The sequence below is a fragment of the Exiguobacterium sp. s128 genome (assembly GCF_018618815.1).
GTDB lineage: Bacteria > Bacillota > Bacilli > Exiguobacteriales > Exiguobacteriaceae > Exiguobacterium_A > Exiguobacterium_A antarcticum.
This window is the reverse complement of sequence record NZ_JACSMT010000001.1, coordinates 138,454-160,726: the sequence shown is the minus strand read 5'-3', so window position 1 is coordinate 160,726 and position 22,273 is coordinate 138,454. Positions and strand designations below refer to the sequence as shown.

20 protein-coding genes and 1 tRNA gene are annotated in these 22,273 nt (G+C 46.4%); all 21 read left to right on the top strand.

Annotated elements, in window-relative coordinates; all coding sequences use genetic code 11:
• Nucleotides 1–43: 43 nt before the first annotated feature.
• The 21 genes from KNQ13_RS00795 (at nucleotide 44) to KNQ13_RS00695 (ending at nucleotide 22,109) form a co-directional block, all read left to right on the top strand.
• Nucleotides 44–661, top strand: coding sequence for a succinate dehydrogenase cytochrome b558 subunit (locus KNQ13_RS00795; protein WP_026829974.1), 618 nt, complete (start codon nucleotides 44–46; stop codon nucleotides 659–661).
• A gap of 19 nt (nucleotides 662–680) precedes the next feature.
• The gene (gene sdhA, locus KNQ13_RS00790) at nucleotides 681–2,444 is read left to right on the top strand and encodes a succinate dehydrogenase flavoprotein subunit (RefSeq protein WP_026829973.1); all 1,764 of its coding nucleotides are present in this window, start codon (nucleotides 681–683) and stop codon (nucleotides 2,442–2,444) included.
• On the top strand, nucleotides 2,444–3,250 hold the full coding sequence (sdhB, locus tag KNQ13_RS00785) for a succinate dehydrogenase iron-sulfur subunit (RefSeq protein WP_026829972.1): 807 nt from the start codon (nucleotides 2,444–2,446) through the stop codon (nucleotides 3,248–3,250). Before sdhA ends, sdhB begins: the two co-directional genes overlap by 1 nt.
• Nucleotides 3,251–3,318: 68 nt before the next feature.
• Nucleotides 3,319–3,774: an acyl-CoA thioesterase gene (locus KNQ13_RS00780; RefSeq protein WP_026829971.1), complete on the top strand. Its 456-nt coding sequence runs from the start codon at nucleotides 3,319–3,321 to the stop codon at nucleotides 3,772–3,774.
• A gap of 65 nt (nucleotides 3,775–3,839) precedes the next feature.
• Nucleotides 3,840–4,103 (top strand): phosphocarrier protein HPr, encoded by a 264-nt coding sequence (locus tag KNQ13_RS00775; protein ID WP_012371023.1) that lies wholly within the window; start codon nucleotides 3,840–3,842, stop codon nucleotides 4,101–4,103.
• A gap of 84 nt (nucleotides 4,104–4,187) precedes the next feature.
• Nucleotides 4,188–5,003 (top strand): glutamate racemase, encoded by an 816-nt coding sequence (racE, locus tag KNQ13_RS00770; RefSeq protein WP_026829970.1) that lies wholly within the window; start codon nucleotides 4,188–4,190, stop codon nucleotides 5,001–5,003.
• Entirely contained in the window at nucleotides 4,994–5,746 is a 753-nt protein-coding gene (gene rph / locus KNQ13_RS00765) for a ribonuclease PH (protein ID WP_026829969.1), read from the top strand. Before racE ends, rph begins: the two co-directional genes overlap by 10 nt.
• Complete coding sequence (locus KNQ13_RS00760; protein WP_026829968.1) at nucleotides 5,743–6,339, top strand: XTP/dITP diphosphatase; 597 nt, start codon at nucleotides 5,743–5,745, stop codon at nucleotides 6,337–6,339. The genes rph and KNQ13_RS00760 overlap by 4 nt, the downstream gene beginning before the upstream one ends.
• 6 nt (nucleotides 6,340–6,345) lie before the next feature.
• Entirely contained in the window at nucleotides 6,346–6,852 is a 507-nt protein-coding gene (locus KNQ13_RS00755; protein WP_026829967.1) for a metallophosphoesterase family protein, read from the top strand.
• Nucleotides 6,853–6,919: 67 nt separating this feature from the next.
• Nucleotides 6,920–6,993: transfer RNA gene (locus KNQ13_RS00750), tRNA-Arg, on the top strand.
• Nucleotides 6,994–7,095: 102 nt separating this feature from the next.
• Complete coding sequence (locus tag KNQ13_RS00745; protein WP_236630000.1) at nucleotides 7,096–7,620, top strand: hypothetical protein; 525 nt, start codon at nucleotides 7,096–7,098, stop codon at nucleotides 7,618–7,620.
• Between the two features lie 20 nt (nucleotides 7,621–7,640).
• Nucleotides 7,641–8,651, top strand: coding sequence for a hypothetical protein (locus tag KNQ13_RS00740; RefSeq protein ID WP_236624277.1), 1,011 nt, complete (start codon nucleotides 7,641–7,643; stop codon nucleotides 8,649–8,651).
• A gap of 109 nt (nucleotides 8,652–8,760) precedes the next feature.
• On the top strand, nucleotides 8,761–10,053 hold the full coding sequence (tig, locus tag KNQ13_RS00735; protein WP_014970938.1) for a trigger factor: 1,293 nt from the start codon (nucleotides 8,761–8,763) through the stop codon (nucleotides 10,051–10,053).
• A gap of 233 nt (nucleotides 10,054–10,286) precedes the next feature.
• Complete coding sequence (gene clpX, locus KNQ13_RS00730; RefSeq protein WP_014970937.1) at nucleotides 10,287–11,552, top strand: ATP-dependent protease ATP-binding subunit ClpX; 1,266 nt, start codon at nucleotides 10,287–10,289, stop codon at nucleotides 11,550–11,552.
• Nucleotides 11,553–11,623: 71 nt separating this feature from the next.
• A complete protein-coding gene (lon, locus tag KNQ13_RS00725) occupies nucleotides 11,624–13,933 on the top strand; it encodes an endopeptidase La (protein WP_209547888.1) in 2,310 nt (769 codons plus the stop codon).
• Between the two features lies 1 nt (nucleotide 13,934).
• Nucleotides 13,935–14,516, top strand: a complete 582-nt coding sequence (gene yihA, locus KNQ13_RS00720; protein ID WP_012371013.1) for a ribosome biogenesis GTP-binding protein YihA/YsxC — start codon at nucleotides 13,935–13,937, stop codon at nucleotides 14,514–14,516.
• Nucleotides 14,517–14,668: 152 nt separating this feature from the next.
• Nucleotides 14,669–17,716 (top strand): hypothetical protein, encoded by a 3,048-nt coding sequence (locus KNQ13_RS00715; protein WP_236624276.1) that lies wholly within the window; start codon nucleotides 14,669–14,671, stop codon nucleotides 17,714–17,716.
• Nucleotides 17,717–18,469 (top strand): response regulator, encoded by a 753-nt coding sequence (locus KNQ13_RS00710; protein WP_026829962.1) that lies wholly within the window; start codon nucleotides 17,717–17,719, stop codon nucleotides 18,467–18,469. It abuts the gene before it with no gap.
• The gene (locus KNQ13_RS00705; protein ID WP_026829961.1) at nucleotides 18,466–19,488 is read left to right on the top strand and encodes a HEAT repeat domain-containing protein; all 1,023 of its coding nucleotides are present in this window, start codon (nucleotides 18,466–18,468) and stop codon (nucleotides 19,486–19,488) included. Before KNQ13_RS00710 ends, KNQ13_RS00705 begins: the two co-directional genes overlap by 4 nt.
• The gene (locus KNQ13_RS00700) at nucleotides 19,475–20,923 is read left to right on the top strand and encodes a glycosyltransferase family 2 protein (protein ID WP_014970933.1); all 1,449 of its coding nucleotides are present in this window, start codon (nucleotides 19,475–19,477) and stop codon (nucleotides 20,921–20,923) included. The genes KNQ13_RS00705 and KNQ13_RS00700 overlap by 14 nt, the downstream gene beginning before the upstream one ends.
• A 37-nt stretch (nucleotides 20,924–20,960) precedes the next feature.
• Nucleotides 20,961–22,109, top strand: coding sequence for an AI-2E family transporter (locus tag KNQ13_RS00695; RefSeq protein ID WP_014970932.1), 1,149 nt, complete (start codon nucleotides 20,961–20,963; stop codon nucleotides 22,107–22,109).
• Nucleotides 22,110–22,273: the final 164 nt, after the last annotated feature.

Here is a 22,273-nt window from a genome sequence, read left to right as displayed (position 1 = left end):
AAATGCGCCAACGTTTGATTGGCAAACAAAAGGGGGGATTTGGATGGCGAATCATCGTGATTTCGTGGGGCGTAAAATACACTCACTGCTCGGCGTCATTCCAATCGGGTTATTTTTACTTTCTCATTTTACGACGAACTATTTCATCGTTCGTGGGGAGGAAGACTTTAATAAGGCTGCGGAAATCGTAGGGGGCGTTCCGTATCGGTTGTTCTTGGAAGTGTTTGTCATCTTCATTCCAATCATCCTGCACGGTGTCTACGGTGTTTACATCGCGTTTACGGGTTCCGCGAACACAGGTCGTTATACATACTTCCGGAACTGGATGTATGTGCTACAACGCTTTTCAGGAATCTTCCTCGTCGTGTTCATCACATGGCATGTCTGGGAGACACGGATTGCAGCAGCAATGGGGACGGCAGTCGATGCTAGCATGATGCAAAACATCGTCGATAACTGGTTCATGCTCGCCTTCTACATCGTCGGGATTTTAGCGACGACGTTCCACCTCGCGAACGGGCTCTGGACGTTCTGTATCACATGGGGAATCACGCAATCACCCGCTTCTCAAAAAGCGATGTCTTATGTGGCAGCCCTCGTATTCATCGGATTATCGTTTGTAGGCGTACGCTCGATCTTGACGTTTGCAGGCGTGTTGTAAGGAAAGGGGAACTAACAACATGGCGAATAAGAATCTTGTCATCATCGGTGGAGGACTCGCTGGTTTGATGGCTACGATAAAAGCAGCAGAACAAGGTGTGCCGGTCAAACTATTTTCACTTGTACCGGTCAAACGGTCACACTCCGTTTGTGCACAGGGCGGAATCAACGGTGCCGTCAACACGAAAGGGGAAGGCGATTCGCCTTACCAGCATCTTGATGATACGGTTTACGGCGGCGATTTCCTCGCGAACCAACCACCGGTCCAAAAGATGACGGAAGCAGCTCCGAAAATCATCCACATGTTTGACCGGATGGGCGTCATGTTTAACCGGACGCCGGAAGGGTTACTTGATTTCCGTCGTTTTGGAGGAACATTACATCACCGGACCGCATACGCCGGTGCAACGACAGGGCAACAGTTGTTGTATGCACTCGATGAACAGGTCCGTAAGTTTGAAGCGCAAGGTTTGGTAGAGAAGTATGAAGGATGGGAATTCCTTCGCGCAATCATCGATGAAGAAGGTATTTGTCGTGGTGCGGTTTGTCAGAATTTACGCTCGATGGAAATCGAAGCGTTTGCAGCTGACTCAGTAATCTTAGCAACAGGTGGTCCGGGTGTTATTTTTGGGAAATCAACGAACTCGGTCATCAACACGGGGCAGGCAGCGGCAGCCGTCTACCGTCAAGGTGCCATTTATGCGAACGGGGAGTTCATCCAGATTCACCCGACAGCGATTCCAGGGGACGATAAACTCCGTCTCATGAGCGAATCAGCTCGTGGTGAAGGTGGACGTGTCTGGACGTATAAAGACGGCAAGCCATGGTATTTCCTTGAAGAAAAATATCCGGCCTATGGAAATCTCGTACCACGTGATATCGCGACGCGTGAAATCTTTGACGTCTGTGTCAATCAGAAGCTCGGTGTCAACGGGGAAAACATGGTCTATCTCGACCTGTCGCACAAAGACGCAAAAGAACTCGACGTCAAGCTTGGCGGGATTCTTGAAATCTATGAAAAGTTCGTCGGTGATGATCCACGGAAAGTCCCGATGAAAATCTTCCCAGCCGTCCATTACTCAATGGGTGGATTATGGGTCGATTACGATCAAATGACGAACATTCCAGGATTATTTGCATCTGGAGAATGTGATTACTCGATGCACGGTGGGAACCGTCTCGGTGCGAACTCGTTGCTGTCTGCCGTATACGGTGGAATGGTCGCAGGTCCGGCAGCGATCGCCTACATGAATGATCTCGATAAGTCGGTGCACGACATGCCGGAAGAAGTCGTCGAAGCGCACAAAATTGCTGAAATCGACCGTTTCAATGACATCTTGGCGATGGAAGGTACGGAAAACGCGTATCAAATCCACCGCGAACTCGGAGAAGTCATGACGGATAACGTGACGGTCGTTCGTTACAACGATAAACTCGAGCAAACACTTGATAAAATCAAAGAGCTTCGTGAACGTTTCACGCGGATTTCAGCGACGGATACAGCGCGCTGGAGCAATCAAGGGGCTTCATTTATTCGTCAACTCGATCATATGCTGGATCTCGCGGAAGCGATTACGCTCGGAGCCTTAAAACGGGACGAGAGCCGTGGCGCTCATTACAAACCGGACTTCCCGGAACGTGATGACGAACGTTTCCTCAAAACAACGATGGCGCGTTATACGAACGGTCATCCGGAAATTTATTATGAAGAAGTCGAAACGTCACTGATTCCGCCACGTAAGCGTGACTACAGCAAGAAGTCGAAGAAAGAGGTGAAGGCATAATGGCGACACCACTCGAACAGAAAACGAATCAAAAACCGGTTCAGTTCATCGTCCAACGTCAAGATGGACCGGATGGGAAAGCATATGATGAAGCCTTTGAAGTGCCGTATCGTCCAAACATGAATGTCATCTCTGCACTGATGGAGATTCGTCGTAATCCGGTCAACGCAGCCGGTGAAAAAACGACGCCAATCAACTGGGACATGGGATGTCTCGAAGAAGTATGCGGCGCGTGCTCGATGGTCATCAACGGAACACCTCGTCAATCCTGTACGGCACTTGTCGACAAGCTCGAGCAACCGATTCGTCTTCAACCGATGCAGACGTTCCCAATCGTCCGTGACCTTCAAGTCGACCGTCAACGGATGTTTGATGCCTTGAAAAAAGTCAAAGCATGGGTCCCAATCGACGGTACGTATGATTTAGGTCCGGGACCACGGATGCCGGAAAACAAACGCCAATGGGCATACGAACTTTCGAAATGTATGACTTGTGGCGTCTGTCTCGAAGCATGTCCGAACGTCAATGATCGGTCGAACTTCATCGGACCGGCTGCACTCTCGCAAGTCCGTCTGTTCAATTCGCATCCAACAGGTGCGTTCCACAAAGAAGAGCGTCTTGAAGCTTTGATGGAAGACGGCGGAATCATGCAGTGCGGAAACGCACAAAACTGTGTTGAAGTGTGTCCGAAAGGGATTCCATTGACGACATCAATCGCAGCGATGAACCGTCAAACGACGTTGCACTCCTTCAAGAAATTCTTCGGCAGTGACGAAGGACGTACGGGAGAAGCAGTCAGTCGTTAATACGAAAACGTAAAATTAAAGAAGGGGCCTTGCTCCTTCTTTTTATATTTTTAGAGGAGGAAATTTCCGTGCGTGTACCTAGTTATATTCATGATCTCGATCAATGGTTAGAACAAATGAAACATGGCACGCGACTTGATGTTGCGGTCCGGTTTGCAGAAACGGATGCCTATGGACATATGAACAACCGTGTCCCGTTCGTCTACTTTGAGGATGTCCGAACGTTGATGCTTGAAGAAACCGGTTATTCGCTTTCAGACGACGGGATTGTCGTCGTTGCGGATGCCCAGTGTAATTACATCCGTCAAGTCTATCCACGGGCGCGTCTCGCCGTCTATGCTTACCCGGTTCAGGTCGGAACAGCCTCGTGTGATGTCCATTATGCCGCGTTCAGCGAACAGGATGAATTGATGTTCACCGGTCGGACCTCGATGGTGCAGATTGATCGTTCCGGGAATGCGTTTGCTTGGAATGAAGCGTATAAAAATTCCTTGCAGAATCGATTCGAATCCGTTATCATTTGATAATGAGTTCACATATTCGAAAACGACTCACTAGTACGTTATTAGTGGAGGGAGATTTCTTAATCATGGAAAAAACATTCAAAGTCATCGCGGATTCAGGCATTCATGCTCGTCCGGCAACACAACTCGTCAACACAGCTTCTAAATTCCAATCAGACATCAACTTGGAATACAACGGAAAGACTGTTAACCTCAAGTCGATCATGGGTGTTCTTTCACTCGGAATCGCAAAAGATTCAGACATCAAAATCGTTGCAAACGGTGACGATGCTTCTGAAGCAATCACGACTCTTTCAGATATGCTGACAAGCGAAGGTCTTGCTCAGTAATCCTTTATCGTACATTCTTGGACGCCGGTCTTGCACCGTCGTCCTTTTTTGTTACCATATGAGAGAGGAAGGTGAGGGGAAAACGTGAACAGATCAATTGGAGTATTAGATTCTGGGGTCGGTGGATTGACCGTGGCGCGGGAATTGATGCGTCAGCTTCCCCATGAACAAATCATATATGTCGGAGACACATTACGGTGTCCGTACGGTCCTCGACCAGAAGAAGAGATTCGCCAGTTTACATGGGAAATGATTGATTTCCTCGTAGCGCAAGATGTCAAACTGATCGTCATCGCCTGCAATACGGCAACGGCGGTCGTCTTAAAAGAAGCACGACAAAAGTTGTCGATTCCAATCATCGGCGTCATCGATCCGGGAGCGCGAGCAGCAGTTAAAGTCACACGGTCGAAACGAATCGGTGTCATCGGCACAAAAATGACGATTGAAAGTAACTCGTATGAAAAAGCCTTGCGTCACGTCGAAGGGCAGGTCGTCGTCGAATCACTGGCTTGTCCGCCATTCGTTCCACTCGTTGAGTCCTCACAGACAACCGGAGCGTATGTCGAGCGTGTCGTCGCCAATACATTAAAACCGTTGCTCGCCTATGACATGGATACGTTGATTTTAGGCTGTACCCATTATCCGCTACTGGCAGAAGTGATTGGACGAGTCATCGGACCGAATGTCCAATTGATTTCTTCTGGGGACGAGACGGCGCTTGAAGTCGGTGCCTTACTGGATTACAACGGAATCACAGCAGCACATGACACCGTCCCGGAACATGTCTACCATGCGACGGGAGATACACGGTCTTTTGAACGGATTGCGAGTGACTGGTTGAATCAACCGATTCAAGCCGAACGGTTAGTGTTAGGAACGGAGGAAGAAAAATGCGTTTAGATCAAAGAGCACAAGCAGACATGCGAACGATTCATTTTGAGACGGGTGTTAATAAACACGCAGAAGGATCCGTTCTGATTTCAGTCGGAGATACGCGTGTCTTATGTACAGCGACGGTCGAAGAAAAAGTTCCGCCTTTTTTACGCGGGAAACGTCAAGGATGGATTAATGCCGAATATGCGATGTTACCACGCGCGACGGCGCAACGGACCGGTCGAGAGTCGGTCCGAGGAAAACAAACCGGACGGACGATGGAGATTCAGCGTTTGATCAGTCGGGCGTTACGTTCTGTCGTCAATCTTGAAAAATTGGGTGAACGGACGATTTGGATTGACTGTGACGTGTTGCAGGCAGATGGCGGGACACGTACGGCTGCAATCACGGGTGGTTTTTTAGCACTCGTCTTAGCGGTGGATGGACTGATTCAAAGCGGGAAGTTAACGGATACACCAATCAAGGAAGGCATCGCGGCAGTTTCGGTCGGCAAAGTCGGGACGGATTTGTTGCTTGATCTTTGTTATGAAGAAGACGCTGCGGCAGATGTCGATTTGAATCTCGTCATGACCTCGTCGGGTAAGATCGTTGAATTACAAGCAACGGGCGAAGAAGCAACGTTTTCTCGAAAAGAAATGCTCGATATGCTCGAACTTGGGGAAAAGGGTATTGAAGAACTGCTCCATGCGGCTGAACAAGCTTTAGGAGCGTCCTGGTGGTACGTCGGAGAAGAGGTGGAGCACGGATGAAGATTATCGTCGCGACCAGAAATCCTGGTAAAGTAAACGAATTCAAGACGATGCTTGGACGGCTCGGCTATGAGGTCGAGTCCTTACTCGATTACGATTCGGCTCCTGAAACGGAAGAAACCGGCTCGACGTTTGAAGAGAATGCTGAACTGAAATCAATTGAGGCCGCGTCCTACTTCGGTCATGCTGTGCTTTCGGACGACTCTGGTCTTGAAGTCGATGCGTTAGACGGTGCACCCGGCGTCTATTCTGCACGTTTTGCAGGCGAAAACAAATCAGATGAGGCGAACAATGCCTTATTGTTAAAAAAATTAGCACACGTACCAGCAGAACAACGAACAGCTCGTTTTGTCTGTGCTTTGTCACTTGCAAAACCGTCGGGCGAAACCTTGACCGTTCGCGGGACGATGGAAGGGCAGATTGGATTTGAAGCGAAAGGGACAAACGGTTTTGGTTACGATCCGTTGTTCCTCATTCCGTCATTAAATCAGACGGCAGCCGAATTAACGAAAAGTGAAAAGGCGACCATCAGCCATCGTGGACAAGCATTGCGAAAACTTGAAGCGGCATTAACTACTTTTTTGGGAGAGTGATTTTAGATGAAAGCGTTAATCGTAAGTGACAGCCATGGTCTCGATCAGGAACTATTGACGATATTCAACCGCCACCAAGAAGCAGATGTTGCCTTTCATTGCGGTGATTCTCAGCTGACGGGAGATTCGGAATCGTTATATCCCTATCGCGTCGTCAAAGGAAATTGTGATTACGGAAACGATTTTTCAGATGAAGTAATCGAAGACTTAGGTGCTTACCGGGTCCTCTGTTTACATGGGCATCGTCAAGACGTCAAATACAGTTTGGATCAATTGGTCCATCATGCGGACCAAAAAGATGCGGCAATCGTATTATACGGACATTCGCATGTCGCTAAGGCAGAACAACGAGATGGGAAACTGTTCATCAATCCAGGTTCGATTCGGATGCCACGTCATCGTCCAGAAAAGACATACGCCTTACTGACACTGGATGGATCCGATTTTATCGTCGATTTTTACGATACGACAGGTGAACGGATCAATGCTTTACACTTTGACGGGACACTTTAAAAAATAGTTTTTACCAATGTGATTGACACGAAAGAATTGTTTTAGTATAGTTTATTCGTGTTGACACGTCCCAATAGCTCAGCTGGATAGAGCAACGCCCTTCTAAGGCGTCGGTCGGGGGTTCGAATCCCTCTTGGGACACTATAATTAAAATAGAGACTTCCCTTACGAGGGAGGTCTCTTTTTTTTAGGACTTTTATCATGTATAATTAAGGTATCATGAACTTGAAAGGGATGAAAGAGATGATGAAACGAATGAGTGGAATCCTGCTGCTGACAGTTGCGTTAGCTGGATGTAGTGAGGTTACAGATACAGTGGACAATGCGAAACAACAAGTGACGGATGTTAAAAATAGCGTGGATTACGCTAGTCAATTACAAGATATTGCCCAAGATACGTCAAAGGTGACATCCGAGTTATCTGCAAAGTTGGATCAAGCGGCAACTGAAGCGCGTGACTCCGCCAATCCGGAACAAGCCCTCGACCAGCAAATCGAACAGCTGAAAAATGACGGGACCGTCCAACAATTAAACGAAGAATTGAATCAAATCGATGAGCGACTTGCCGGCTTAGAAAGTCCGCCAGCAGAACTAAAGAATCTCAGTGAGAAATTAGAGCAATACGTCAACCAATCAGAAGATATCACACGCCTGTTAGAAGCCGACGTGTCGCTCGATACACTAAACAAGATGGGGATTGAACAAGCGGGTCAGCTACAAGAAGCGATTTCGAACTGGACATCGTTACTTGATCCGTTTACGAAGTAATCAACAAAGGTGGAATGATGATGCATCAATCACGTTGGATGGAACAGCCGTTGGCAATCGAACAAAAACGACTCGCCGCATTAAATCGTCAAGAGCTGGCAATCGAAGTAGGTCGGTTATCAGAATTGGCGTCAGAAGATGATGTGTTGTATCTCCTCTATACGATTCAGGAAGCCTATTTAGCGATGGAGGATGGCACCGAATCGTATTCGGCAGTCGTCGAACCGTATCTTCGGTTGGACGGTGTCGAGCAAGTCATGGCGATATTCATGTATGAAAGGGGAGAACGTTATTCGTTTGATCTTGCGCTGCGGACAGCTTCTCCTTACCTCCCTTATGGATTATCCTTGAAACTAGAAGAAGTGGCTCAGTTCCGGAAAAAAACATTACGTGCGAAACAACAAACGGATGACTCTGCCTATCTCCAGCTAGAAGGGAAACCGTCAGGGGACCTGACGGAAGAAGAGTGGATCGAACTGTATCGGCACGGTACGATCGTCGAACAAATGCGAGGGGTTGGGCAAACCTCTTTGGTGAACCATCCGTCATTGGCGAAGTATATAGCGAGTGACTATTTAACCGGTCGTGACGTACAGCATCAGAGTGTATTGGTCAGTCACTTGTTGCTCGGCCAAATTCCGAGAGACGAACGCTTGTATCCACTGTATGTTGAAAATGAAGCATTCGATATATGGATGGCGTTTGATCACGCCGAGCAACTTGAAGTTTATATGAAAACGCAGACGGATCAATTACAACGTTTTGCTGATGCAGCATTTGCTCTAGAACGGATGGATCCCTTTAAGGCGATTTTATTCATGAACTGGTATCAAATCCTCTTTCCTGACGAAAGGATCGATCGCAGTGAACCTCTCGACGACTGGCTTGACGCTATTGAAGAACTAGCCGAACTGGACTTCGTCTCGGAGATGCCACCAGGCGGTCTTGGGCAGCAGGCGCAAAAGATTTACCGGGCTGTCCATTTATTACTGCCGGAGGGAACGATGTATGAGCAGGCCTTACTTCAGTAATTCAAGGTAATTGCCTCGTTCAACAGTGGTAATCCTAAGAAAGATTGTGCTATAATGTGACTTGTTGTACACACATGTACGCTAATTGACATTTTTGGAGGGACTCAGCATGACTGCAAAATGGGAAAAACAATCAGGTAGCCTCGGCGTTCTCACGTATGAAGCGCCTGCTGAAGCATTTGATAAAGCGGTAGACCAAGCGTTCAAAAAAGTCGTCAAGACATTGAACACACCAGGTTTCCGTAAAGGAAAAATGCCACGCACAATGTTTAACAAAATGTACGGCGAAGAAGCACTTTACCAAGATGCACTTGATATCTTATATCAAGATACAATCGAAGGTGCAGTCGTCGAATCAGGAATCGAGCCAATCGCGCTTGATAACATCGACGTCGAAACACTCGAAAAAGGAAAACCAGTTGCGTTCAAAATCACATTCGTGATCGAGCCGGACGCTACACTTGGTGAGTACAAAGGTCTTGAGTACACAGCAGTCGAAACAGACGTTACAGACGAAGATGTCGATGCTGAACTCAAAACAATGCAAGAGCGTGGCGCAGAGCTCGTCGTTAAAGAAGAGGGCGCTATCGAAAATGGCGATACAGTCGTATTCGACTTCGCAGGTTTCGATGGGGAAAACCAATTCGACGGCGGTACTGCAGAAAACTACTCACTCGTCATCGGTTCTGGAAACTTCATTCCAGGATTTGAAGAGCAGATGGTTGGCCTAAAAACAGGCGAACAAAAAGACATCGACGTAACCTTCCCAGAAGAGTACCATGAAGCATCACTCGCTGGAAAACCAGTTACGTTCAAAGTAACGATTCATGAAGTCAAAGCTCAGGAACTTCCTGAATTGACAGATGAGTTCGCTAAAGAAATGGACGAAGAAGTTTCTTCTCTTGATGAGTTGAAAACAAAAATCCGCACACGTCTTGAAAACACACGCAAACAAGAAGCAGATGCTTCAATGCGTGATGAGTTGGTTGAAGAAGCGACGAAAAACGCGACAGTTGATCTTCCAGAAGTCATGGTTGAAAACGAAGTTGAGCGTATGGTCCAAGAATTCACACAACGCATTCAGTCACAAGGTATCGACCTCAACATGTACTTCCAGTTAACTGGAACGACTGAAGAAGCGATGCGTACTGAAATGAAAGAACAAGCAGAAGAACGTGTCAAAGCACGTCTCGTTCTGAAACAAATCGTTGCAGATGAAAAGATTGAAGTGACAGAAGAAGAAGCACAAGCTGAACTTCAGTCAATGTCTGAACTCTACAACATTCCTGCTGATCAACTTGAAACGATGCTTGCTCCACAAGGCGGACTCGATACACTTAAAGGTGATCTTCAATTCCGTAAAGCAATCGATGTTCTCGTTGACAACGCAAAAGCAAAATAAGCAAACCAACCGAACGAATCGACTTCAAGCCCAATTTCTGGTCTTGAAGTCGATTTTTTTGTACGATAGGTCAAACAAGGACAAAGAAAATTTTAAATTTCAAATCAAACTGTAAAACGCTCCTCCAAGATTTGAAAGAGTTTCCTTGTTCATGCTACAATCATAAATAGTAAAACGTGAGAATAGATGCGAAACAGATCTATACAACTTCCACGTTAAAGGGGTGGACCTTTATGTTTAAATTTAACGAAGAAAAAGGTCAGCTAAAATGTTCTTTCTGCGGAAAGACACAAGAACAAGTGCGCAAACTTGTTGCTGGACCTGGCGTTTACATTTGCGATGAATGTATCGAACTCTGTAACGAAATCGTCGAAGAAGAGCTTGGTACAGAAGAAGAAGTCGAACTAAAAAACGTACCGAAACCGCATGAAATCCGTGCGACTTTAAATGACTATGTCATCGGACAGGAAAAAGCGAAAAAATCATTATCTGTCGCGATGTATAATCATTATAAACGGATCAATGCAGGTGGCCGTGCGGATGACGTCGAGTTATCGAAATCGAACATCGTCATGATCGGACCGACTGGTAGTGGTAAAACACTCCTCGCACAAACGATGGCTCGTATTCTGAATGTTCCGTTCGCAATCGCGGATGCGACAAGTCTGACGGAAGCCGGATATGTTGGGGAAGATGTTGAGAACATTCTCTTAAAACTCATTCAAGCTGCTGATTATGATGTCGAAAAAGCAGAAAAAGGTATCATCTACATCGATGAAATCGATAAAATTGCCCGTAAATCTGAGAATCCGTCAATTACACGTGATGTCTCAGGTGAAGGGGTACAACAAGCCCTTCTGAAAATCTTAGAAGGTACAGTTGCAAGCGTTCCGCCACAAGGTGGCCGGAAACATCCGCATCAAGAATTCATTCAAATCGATACGACGAACATCTTGTTCATCGTTGGTGGTGCCTTTGACGGGATCGACCAATCGATTAAACGTCGTCTTGGTAAAAAGGTCATCGGATTCGGAAACGATTCTGAGAACCGTAACTTGACACAAAAAGAAATCCTTGCGGCTGCTTTACCGGAAGATTTACAGAAATTCGGATTGATTCCGGAGTTTATCGGGCGTTTACCAGTCATGGCGACACTCGAACCACTTGATGAGGATGCACTCGTCCAAATCTTAACAAAACCGAAAAATGCACTCGTCAAACAATACAAAAAAATGCTTCAACTGGATGATGTCGAACTCGACTTCACAGATGAAGCGTTGGTTGAAATCGCGAAACTCGCGATTAAACGGAAAACCGGTGCACGTGGTTTACGTTCAATCATCGAAGAAACGATGCTCGAAATCATGTTCGAAATACCGTCCCGTGAAGATATCGCGAAAGTCATCATCACAGCGGAAACGTTGACTGGAAAGCGCGGTCCGACGCTTGAGCTGAAAGATGGTACAATTGAACAAGGGAAAGAAAAAGAAACGGCGTAACACCGTGACAAATCGGCTCGGAGGCTACTTGTACGCCTTTCCGAGTCTTTTTGTTTAGGAGGAGATTTTTGATGAAGATAAAACAATATCCATTATTACCACTACGTGGCGTTGTCGCGTACCCCTTAATCGGATTGACGATTGATGTCGGGCGTCCTGTCTCACTAAAAGCATTGCTTGCGTCGAAAGAACATGAAATTGATTTGGTCGTCGTTACGCAGCGGGATCCGGAAGCAGAACCATCGGTGGATGGTCTGCACACGATTGGTACACTTGTTCAGATTGCAAAAATGAGTGAGCTCGGAAATGATACAGTGCGGGTCCGTGTCATTGGTAAGGAACGGGTCCGGATTGATCACGTGACGGAAACGGATGAAGGGTACCAGGCGAACATCGAACCGATTGAAAAGGCAGATATCAAAGGGGCGAAACAAGAAGCGCTCGTTCGTCTGATCAAAGAACAATTTGGTCAATTGGTGTCGCGGATCAAAGGTATCGGAACGGACGAACGCCGCCGTTTTGAAACGTATGAGCGCCTCGATTCGCTGACGGATTATATTGCCTCTAAATTACCGATTGATATTGCGAAAAAACAAGAATTTTTAGAAGAAAATGATCCGGTCGAACGTGGGGTCATGTTGCTCGACGTCATGAAACATGAATATGAAGTCGTCGAACTTGAACGCGAAATGCGGGAGCGGACGAAAAAGACGATTGAACAGTCGCAACGCGAGTATTATCTTCGGGAACAGCTGAAGACGATTCAGCAAGAACTCGGTGGAGAAGCAGTCTCGGCAGAAAGTGATGCTGTGAAATACAAAGAACAACTGGCGATGCTTGATCTGTCAGAAACGGCCGTCATCAACATCGAAAAAGAAATCAACCGACTGGCTGTCGTGCCGGCGACGAGTCCAGAGCATGGCGTCATTCGGAACTATCTCGAATGGTTCTTCTCGCTTCCTTGGAATGAAGCAACCGATGACTTCTTAAATGTCGAGGCGGCATCTGAGCAGCTAGACGAAGATCATTATGGATTAGAAAAAGTCAAAGAGCGGATTTTAGAATACTTGGCGGTACGACAGTTAACGGATTCGTTACGCGGACCGATTTTGTGTTTGGCAGGTCCTCCGGGAGTCGGTAAAACGTCACTTGCCCGCTCGATCGCAACAGCGCTCGAACGGAAATTCGTTCGTGTTTCACTTGGTGGAGTCCGGGATGAAGCGGAAATCCGCGGTCATCGGCGGACGTATATCGGAGCGATGCCTGGACGCATCATTCGTGGCCTAAAACAAGCGGGGACGAACAATCCCGTGTTCCTGCTCGATGAGATTGATAAGATGTCCAATGACTTCCGTGGAGACCCTTCTTCCGCGATGCTTGAAGTCCTTGATCCGGAACAAAACAACAGTTTTTCCGACCACTATATCGAAGAGCCGTTTGATTTATCAAACGTCTTGTTCATCGCGACAGCAAACGATGTCTCGAACATCCCGGGACCATTGCTTGACCGAATGGAACTGATTCAAATCGGTGGTTACACGGAACAAGAAAAAACAGAAATTGCGATTCGGCATTTGTTGTCCAAACAATTAAAGGAACATGGATTGAAAAAAAGCCAATTGACGGTCAAGCCGGATGCATTGGAAGAAGTCGTTCGCCGGTACACACGCGAAGCGGGTGTCCGGAGTTTGGAACGTGTCATCGGATCCCTCTGTCGTAAAGCTGCGAAACAAATCGCAATGGGTGAAAAGAAACGCGTCACTGTCACGAAACGTAATTTATCCGACTTTTTAGGCAAACCGATTTACCGTTACGGTCAAAGTGAACTAGAAGATACGATTGGCGCGGTGACCGGTTTAGCGTATACTGCATTTGGGGGCGACACGCTGACGATTGAAGTGAGCCTTGCTCCAGGTAAAGGGAAATTACAGTTAACGGGTAAACTAGGGGACGTCATGCAGGAATCGGCACAGACGGCATATAGTTTTGTTCGTGCCCATGCAGAAGAGTTTAAGATTGACCCGAATTTCTATGAGACACAAGACATCCATATTCATGTTCCGGAAGGCGCCGTCCCGAAAGATGGTCCTTCGGCGGGCATTACGATTGCGACTGCACTGATTTCTGCGTTGACGAAACGTCCGGTACGGCGAGACGTCGGGATGACCGGAGAGATTACGCTACGGGGTCGTGTCTTGCCGATTGGTGGTTTAAAAGAGAAGTCGTTAGCTGCTCACCGGGCTGGTCTGACAACGATCTTGATGCCCCAAGACAATACACGTGATATTGATGAAATTCCAGAAACGGTCCGGGATGGGATTCGATTCATTCCGGTCGCGACGATGGACCAAGTGCTCGAACATGCATTAAAAGGAGAGTAACATGAAAATTTATAAAGCAGATTTTATTACGAGTGGTGTCAATCCGGAGCATTATCCGGAACCACTCCTTCCTGAGGTAGCACTCGCAGGACGATCGAACGTCGGCAAGTCGTCGTTCATCAACAAGCTCGTCCAGCGAAAGGCACTCGCGCGTACATCATCTAAACCAGGAAAAACACAAACGTTGAATTTCTTTAACATCAATGATGAAGTCATGTTTGTTGATGTACCGGGTTATGGGTACGCGAAAGTTTCGAAAACAGAACGAGAAGCATGGGGCAAGATGATGGAAAAGTATTTCACGACTCGTGAAATCTTAAAGGGTGTTGTCTTACTCGTTGATATCCGCCATGAACCTTCGGCGGATGATGTCATCATGTATGACTTTTTGAAATACTATGATTTATCGGTCATCGTCGTGGCGACGAAACTCGACAAAATCAAACGTGGTCAACGTGACAAACAAATTGCAGCCATTAAACGCAAGTTGCAGTTTGATGGTCAAGATACGTTCATTCCTTTTTCATCGGAAACCGGCGAAGGTGTCGATGCAGCATGGGAAGCGATTTATCGTCATTTGTGATTGCACGTAAAAGAAGCCTGTCTCCTTGTGGAGCAGGTTTCTTTTTTTATCCAATATATTCCTTTCAGAAAAAACGGGTTCCATTATATGCGACAGCTTGAATTCAAGTTACAATAGAAAAAATGAATCACCTCAGGAAAGGGTGTGTACGGATGAAACGATACAAGTGGATTGCGTTATTAATCGGTCTTTTGATTCTGGTCCCAGTAGTTGTTTGGTTTTTGCAAAAAGAACGGACATTAAACATCGTCCTGTTTGATTATACTGTCGGTAACCAACAACGGGAGCATGCAGGAACGACCTGGTTGCTTAACCATCTCAAGATTCGTACGGATGACGGAGAGAATTATACATATACCGATTACATCAATCGGTATGACGGGACACAAGGGGAAAAGATGCTGAAGCGAGCAGCAGCGGCAGATCTATTATTGTTCACGGATACGTATGGCAAATCTTACGCGGTAGACGGCAAAACAGAACATCGTGGCGGATTGACGACTGAAGATGTGGCACTCGCAACAGATGCGATTTCACAGGGGAAACCCGTTGTCGCAGAATTCAACACAGCAGCTAGCCCGACACCAGCAGATCGCTCGAACGCCTTTCGTCAGTTGTTTGGAACGGCATGGACGGGCTGGATCGGTCGATTTTTCCCGGATTTGACGAAGTTACAAGGTTTGGATGAAACGGTCGTCAGTAAATTGAAGCTTCAGTCAAAAGACAAGACTTTTAAATTATCGGGTCCGGGTTACGTCTTCATCAATGATTCGACGGAAGAAGTCTTTTTTGTCAATGAAGATACTCCACTCCTTTATAAATGGGATAAAAACCAAGGGCAAGCAAAAGATGAAGTTCGTTATAACTATTGGTTTGAAGTATTAGAACTTGACGGAGGAGAACAGCAGGCTCATTTTTCATGGCAACCTTCGAAAAAAACGCAAGCGATGTTACGGGAACGGCAATTACCACTTGAATTTCCGGCTTACGTCAAACAAGGGAGTGGTCATTATTTTGCTGGGGATTACACCGATGTAGCAGACATTCCACGTTACTATCGATATGCCGGACTCGACTGGTTCCGCAAACAATTCATCTTGGACAGTGCAGACAGTGAATCGGCGTTCTTTTGGAAAATCTATACGCCAACGCTCAGTCGTATTTTAAAAGAGACTAAAATCTTGAAACAACAAGCTGTTCAAGTCAAACCGTTAGCGCAAACGAAAGTAAACGATCAGATGGTCCGGACACGGGCCCGTTCTGGACAAGATACACTTGAAATGTATCAAGATGGTAAGTGGAAGCCGTATTTCGTCAAAGGTGTGAACGTCGGATTAGGACGTCCGGGTGCCTTTCCGGGTGAACATGCCATCAGCCGAAATGAGTACGATCGTTGGCTGAGACAGATTGGTGAGATGGGGGTCAACACGATTCGGATTTATACGCTTCATCCACCCGCCTTTTACGATGCCTTAAAAGCCTATAATGAATCGGCGAAAGTACCAATTTATTTGATGCAAGGCATGTGGGTCGAAGAACAACCGTTCGAAGAATTAAAAAATGCCTTTGAACCCAAGTTCTTAAAGATGACAGACACGGAAGCAAAAAGGATGGTCGATGTGATTCATGGTAACGCTGTCGTCAAGGACGTGGTCGGACATGCTTCAGGAACGTATACATCGGATGTCTCACAATATGTCTCTGCCTTTGTTTTTGGTATCGAATGGTTACCGGAGGCAGTCATGGAGACGAACAAAAAAAATAAAGGACTTCGGTATGAAGGAAGTTACGTGACGACGACAAACGAAGCATCTCCATTTGAATCGTGGTTAGCGGGTCGGATGGATGTCGCGACACAACATGAGCTCGCCACGTACAAAACGACACGACCGATCGGTGCGACGAACTGGCCGACGACGGACCCACTCGCCCACCCGGAGGAAGTCGAGGAAGAACAAGACTTGGTTTCGATTGACTTCAATCATATCCAGGCAACTAAAAACTTTGCCGGTGGAGTGTTTGCTTCTTATCATATTTATCCATATTATCCATCATTCATCAAAGAAGAATTTGGTCGTCAGAGTGATACGGGATCAGAATCGTACAGCCGGTATCTAAAACGGATGAAAGACTATCATGATATGCCGATTCTTGTGTCGGAATTCGGGATTCCGAGTTCGCGTGGAAAAACACATCTGGGACCAAACGGATTTGACCAAGGGCATGTCAGTGAAGACAAGCAAGGGAAATTAGTCGCGCAACTCTATCAAGACATCGTCGACACGAAGATGGCGGGTGGACTGGTCTTCATTTGGCAAGATGAATGGTTCAAACGGACGTGGAACACGATGGATTATGATGATGCCGATACACGTCCACGTTGGTCAAATGTCCAAACGAGTGAACAACATTTCGGGATGCTTGGTTTTTTACGGGCAGATATCATGATTGATGGAAAAATGGAGGATTGGAAAGGCTATGCTCCAATCGCCGAAAACGACGGACAGGCAATCTATATGACGTCAGACGAAGCGTATCTCTATCTCCGAATCGATCGTAAAAAGGCTGAGCCGACTACGATTGCCTTGTCGACGAAACCGAATGATGGAAACCTTCAAGTAGGTAAGTTGATGCTAGAAGAAGGGGCAGAATATCGACTGACGATTGATCAACAAGCACGGCTTGATGTGGATGAACGGTACGATATTTTCCGGTATCACTATGGGTTGAAAAAAACATTTGAGATGGTGACCCCGCCATCGGATCAACAAAACAGTGGAAACTTTAATCCGATCTATCAGATGCTCGATTACGCGAGGCGTGATCCGGTCTCGAAAAAAATCATCAAGCCAGCCATTAAATGGGATACCGGCATCTTACATGAAGGACAACCAGATAGTATTTTGACGGATATTTCCGATCTCCAACAGTCACGGATTGAATTGCGGATTCCGTGGATGGTACTCAACATGCGGGATCCAAGCAAACATGAGATCATCGGCGATTTTTGGGAAGAGGGACTCGAAGCGAAGATGGTGACGGAAGGCATTGAAGTGACCGGTCAGATCGGATCCACCCGTATACCAGAAAAAGACCGAGGTTTTTACAATTGGTCCGAATGGACGAATCCGCAACAACGGGAAGAATTGAAACCCGTTTATCAGACGATGCGTAAAGCGTTTAAAGAAGGGGTGAAGTAAATGCGTCGCGAAGAGATGTGGAAACTGATTAATGCGTCAATGGAACCGATGGATGAAGAAACGAGCTCAACGCATGTCTCGTCCGAAGATGACGTCAACGTGTCGACGTCAGGTGTCGTGTTTATTCATACGATCGGACTGATGCCGGAAACGGTTAATGATCTGATTGAGGGCGGATATTGTACGCAAACGGATATTTCTTATGCGGATGTCGTTCTCGCCAGTCAACCGGTTGATGAAGAAAAGATTCCGGTTGTCTATCTCAATCCGAACCTCTCGGACCGTTCTTTCTATTTGCTTGAAAATGCACGGGAAGTCGTGCCAATAGATTTAACAAAAGACATTTTACTCGACCGGATTGTACGTTATAAACGGGTCCGGCGTGTCGTTGATGTAGCAATCGTGACGGACAACCCCCATCTGAAACGTCTACTTGAACGAGAATTAGCAAACCGTTTTGAAACGATTACCGTCTATGAACGAGCGGAAACATTTTTCGAGCAACACGTGGCGTCTCGTCCGTACCTACTTGTCTTCTCCTCAGCACTTCCTCGTGCCGACGGTCTGGAGTTGCTGTTACGTACCAAGTCCGAAAGTATTGTCCCGTTCCATGCCATCATGATTTCGATATACAATCGGGAACGCGATCATGTTCTGGCGATTGAACGTGGTGTGGATGGTATCATGACACTTCCGCTCAAAGTCGAGGAGTTCCGGGCTTGGGTCAACAAGCTTGAGGGGGTACGCGGATGAGGTGGGTTATATTTTTCATCGTCCTTTTAGTTATACTTCAAGTTGGAGCTTTGGTATATCTCGTTGTTCAAAAACGAAAACGAGTAAATCAAGAAGAGGCACGTCTCGCATGGCAACGTCAGTTTCAAGATCAACTTTATGATTTTGCGACAGGCGAACAAACGGAGATGCCACGAATCCTACCTGGAAACGAAGATTTAGTTGAATTAGAGCTGTTTGCTTTAACGAACTTAACGGCAACGCTTTCGCATCAGGAACGGATGTCTCAGTATGTCGAGGCGAAGTTATTACCTTATTATCAGAAGCAGATCCAGCATCGCCGCATTGATCGTCGCTTAAACGCCTACGAAGCGATTGCACAATTTCGGTTAAGACCGGTTGCGCAAGAACTTCACCAAAAGTTAAACAAAAAATTGGCGAAAGAAGAAAAAGATGTCATCGTCCGGACGTTAGTCTCGATTGCCCCGGACTTGGCAATCGAAGAAGCCAAGCAAACCAATGAAATCAGTTTTTTTGGTGCCGTCCTGGCAGTGGGACGAAGCAAGGATTTGTCGCTGTGGGTGAAAGAGTTTGACAGCCTGACAGAATCTTTTCAGATGGCGATTCTCCAACTGATTTATGATCGTGATGAGACGCAATACGTGGAGTTGGCACGTAGAAAAACGACAGAGGCGAACCCGGAAATTCGCAAGCGAGCGCTTCGCGCATTAACACGGATCGGACTTGAAGAAGATTGGCAACTGTATACCCCGTATTTAGAAGAGGAGACGAGTTGGGTGGAACAGATGTTAGCCCTGCGCTTTTTAGAAAACGTGGCACCTCAAGAAGCCCTCGTCTACATCTTACCGTTTGTCGGAAGTCGTTCCTGGTGGGTACGAACCGCTGCCTTTGACGCACTGCTTGCGTGTGGTGGTCTCGAACAATTGGCGCTTGTCGCCAAGGATCATCCGGATCGTTATGCCAAACAAAAAGCAACGGAACGGTTAGCAAAGGAGATGAAACAACATGTTGTCATCTGAAACGATTCAAAAAATCATTGATGTGTTATCGTGGACCGTTCTGATTTATATGATTCTCGTCATCCTGTTCTATTCGTCGCTGTATCTCATCTCGGCACAGATGGTCCGCAAACAGCGATTTCGGCGAAAGGAAAGTTCGTACCTTCCCTTGATGCGGTCGCTCTATACGCGACCCGTCAGTGTCCTGGTTCCGGCCTATAATGAAGAATACACGATCGTCACGAGTGTCCAGGCGTTACTTGCACTCGATTATCCGGAACATGAAGTCATCGTCATCAACGATGGGTCAAGTGACGGGACGATGGATGAGTTGTTTAAGACCTATGAATTAGAAAAGGAATTACGTTTTCCGCGGATCCTAATTGGGTCACAGCCAATCAAAAACGTCTATCGCTCCCGAATCGATGCCCGTCTGATCGTCATCGATAAGGAAAACGGAGGAAAGGCGGATGCGTTGAATGCCGGAATCGATTACTCGAGTTATCCGTATTTTTGTTCGCTTGATGCCGACTCGATTCTTGAGCGGGATGCATTACTGAAAGTCATGAAGCCGATTGTTGAGTCCGATGAAGACGTCATCGCGACGTGTGGCTCGATTTTTCTGGTCAACGGCTGCACGATTGAAGGAGGCGAAATCGTCGAAATCCGGACGCCGAAACAACGGATCGTCTTGATGCAGATGATTGAATATTTCCGGGCCTTTTTGTTTGGACGGCTTGGATTAAGTCGCTTCAATTTATTATTGATCGTGTCCGGTGCATTTGGTTTATTCCAAAAATCGATTGTCGTTCAAGCTGGTGGATATAAAGAAGGACTCGTCGGAGAAGACATGGAGCTTGTCGTCCGTCTGCACCGGTACATGAAAGAAAATGAGATCAACAAACGAATTGAATATGTCCCGTCACCAGTCTGTTGGACGCAGGCACCGGACACGATGGAAGTCCTTCGTTCTCAACGGACACGTTGGCACCGTGGACTTGCCGAGACCTTATGGACGCATAAACGAATGATTGGTAATCCGCGATATGGATTTGTTGGTAGTGTTTCGATGTTATACTTCTTTTTGATTGAATTGCTTGGTCCGATCGTCGAACTGATTGGTTACTTCATCATCCCGCTCAATCTGCTTGTCGGCACACTCAACTTTGAGTTTGGAATCGTCTTGTTATCCGTTGCCTTGTTATATGGTTCCTTATTATCAGCAGGAGCTGTTTTACTTGAAGAATGGACGATGCACCGGTTTAAGAACGTCAAAGAACTGATTCGGTTATATCTGTGGTCGTTGACGGAATCGTTTTGGTACCGCCCGATCCTTGTCTTCTTTAAACTTGGTGGATTAATTCAGTTCATGACGGGACGGGGACAATGGGGTAAAATGGAACGACAACGATTGGATGAAGTCGTCTCAGAAAAAACAGACGAAAAAACGGGATGAGACAGATCAAAAGATGAAAATTGTAGGAGGACTGTTCGTGGATTTACTTCGTAACAAATGGTTTAAAGCATTGCTTTGGATTCTGACTATTTTTCTAGTGATTTGGGTCGGAACAAAAATCTCATTTTTATTCCAACCGATTAAAGTCATGCTCGCCTTGATTTTCCCGCCGTTAATCATCGCCGGAATTTTTTATTACTTTACGCTTGGCATCGTCGACATGCTTCAAAAGCGCGTTAAAAAACGGGGGCTCGCCGTTTTGATCGTCCTACTTGGGTTTCTTGGCGTCATCACGATTGTGGTCGCCTCACTCGGACCGATTCTCGTCGAGCAAGTTACGGATTTTGTGACAAGCATTCCGAATCTAGTCGTCGAACTTCGGGACCAGACACTGAATCTACGGGATCAATTGATGAACAATCGTTTCATCTCGAACTGGGTCCATGAGAATACCGATTTATTTGATAAATGGACGAATGAAGCGACGTCTTACATCGGCACATTGTTCAAATCGGTCTCGACGTCTGTCGGAACGATTTTTGGCGTCATCTCCTCAACCGTTCTGATCATCGTTCTTGTTCCGTTCATCCTTGTCTATATGTTGCTGGATGGCTACAAATTTCCGGATTCCATCGTCAAGCTATTACCAAAAAATTATGAGACCGAAACACGAAAAATTCTTCATGATATGCACATCACGGTTAAACATTATGTGAATGGTCAAGTCATCGTCTCGTTATGTGTCGGACTGATGTCGCTGATCGGATTTTTCATCGCTGATATTCAATATGCGTTGTTGCTTGCCCTGTTCTGTACGGTCACGAACATCATTCCGTATCTTGGACCATATATTGGTGCTGTTCCGGCCGTCATCGTCGGATTCATCGATGATCCGATCAAAGCGCTGTATGCGCTCGTCACGATTGTCGTCGCGCAACAGATTGAATCGAATCTGATTTCTCCGTACGTTCAAGGGAAAACCTTGAAAGTTCATCCGTTGACAATCATCATCGTCCTGCTCGTTGCCGGAAAAATCGCCGGAATCATCGGTGTCATTCTAGCCGTGCCGACGTATGCCGTCACCAAAGTCGTTGTCCAAAACATCGCCCGGATTTATCAGCTGCGGCAACAGAAATTTGATTTACAGACCGACGAATCCTCTATCATCATCGATTCGAAAAAATAGAAAAAGGAAGCCCTCTGTTGATACGAAAAGCAGAGGGTTTGTGCTTTGTCACGGAGAGGGATATGGTAAGAAGATAAGTTTTCACAACTTCGACTCATTTTAGTTTATAAATTGATTGGAATCTTTTTTATAATGGTTATAATGTAGAGTAGAGAACGAAAGAT

Coding starts and splice junctions, on each gene's coding strand:
- KNQ13_RS00795 (WP_026829974.1), top strand. CDS start 44: ATGGCGAATCATCGTGATTTCGTGGGGCGTAAAATACACTCACTGCTC.
- sdhA (WP_026829973.1), top strand. CDS start 681: ATGGCGAATAAGAATCTTGTCATCATCGGTGGAGGACTCGCTGGTTTG.
- sdhB (WP_026829972.1), top strand. CDS start 2,444: ATGGCGACACCACTCGAACAGAAAACGAATCAAAAACCGGTTCAGTTC.
- KNQ13_RS00775 (WP_012371023.1), top strand. CDS start 3,840: ATGGAAAAAACATTCAAAGTCATCGCGGATTCAGGCATTCATGCTCGT.
- rph (WP_026829969.1), top strand. CDS start 4,994: ATGCGTTTAGATCAAAGAGCACAAGCAGACATGCGAACGATTCATTTT.
- KNQ13_RS00760 (WP_026829968.1), top strand. CDS start 5,743: ATGAAGATTATCGTCGCGACCAGAAATCCTGGTAAAGTAAACGAATTC.
- KNQ13_RS00755 (WP_026829967.1), top strand. CDS start 6,346: ATGAAAGCGTTAATCGTAAGTGACAGCCATGGTCTCGATCAGGAACTA.
- KNQ13_RS00745 (WP_236630000.1), top strand. CDS start 7,096: ATGATGAAACGAATGAGTGGAATCCTGCTGCTGACAGTTGCGTTAGCT.
- KNQ13_RS00740 (WP_236624277.1), top strand. CDS start 7,641: ATGCATCAATCACGTTGGATGGAACAGCCGTTGGCAATCGAACAAAAA.
- tig (WP_014970938.1), top strand. CDS start 8,761: ATGACTGCAAAATGGGAAAAACAATCAGGTAGCCTCGGCGTTCTCACG.
- clpX (WP_014970937.1), top strand. CDS start 10,287: ATGTTTAAATTTAACGAAGAAAAAGGTCAGCTAAAATGTTCTTTCTGC.
- lon (WP_209547888.1), top strand. CDS start 11,624: ATGAAGATAAAACAATATCCATTATTACCACTACGTGGCGTTGTCGCG.
- yihA (WP_012371013.1), top strand. CDS start 13,935: ATGAAAATTTATAAAGCAGATTTTATTACGAGTGGTGTCAATCCGGAG.
- KNQ13_RS00715 (WP_236624276.1), top strand. CDS start 14,669: ATGAAACGATACAAGTGGATTGCGTTATTAATCGGTCTTTTGATTCTG.
- KNQ13_RS00710 (WP_026829962.1), top strand. CDS start 17,717: ATGCGTCGCGAAGAGATGTGGAAACTGATTAATGCGTCAATGGAACCG.
- KNQ13_RS00705 (WP_026829961.1), top strand. CDS start 18,466: ATGAGGTGGGTTATATTTTTCATCGTCCTTTTAGTTATACTTCAAGTT.
- KNQ13_RS00700 (WP_014970933.1), top strand. CDS start 19,475: ATGTTGTCATCTGAAACGATTCAAAAAATCATTGATGTGTTATCGTGG.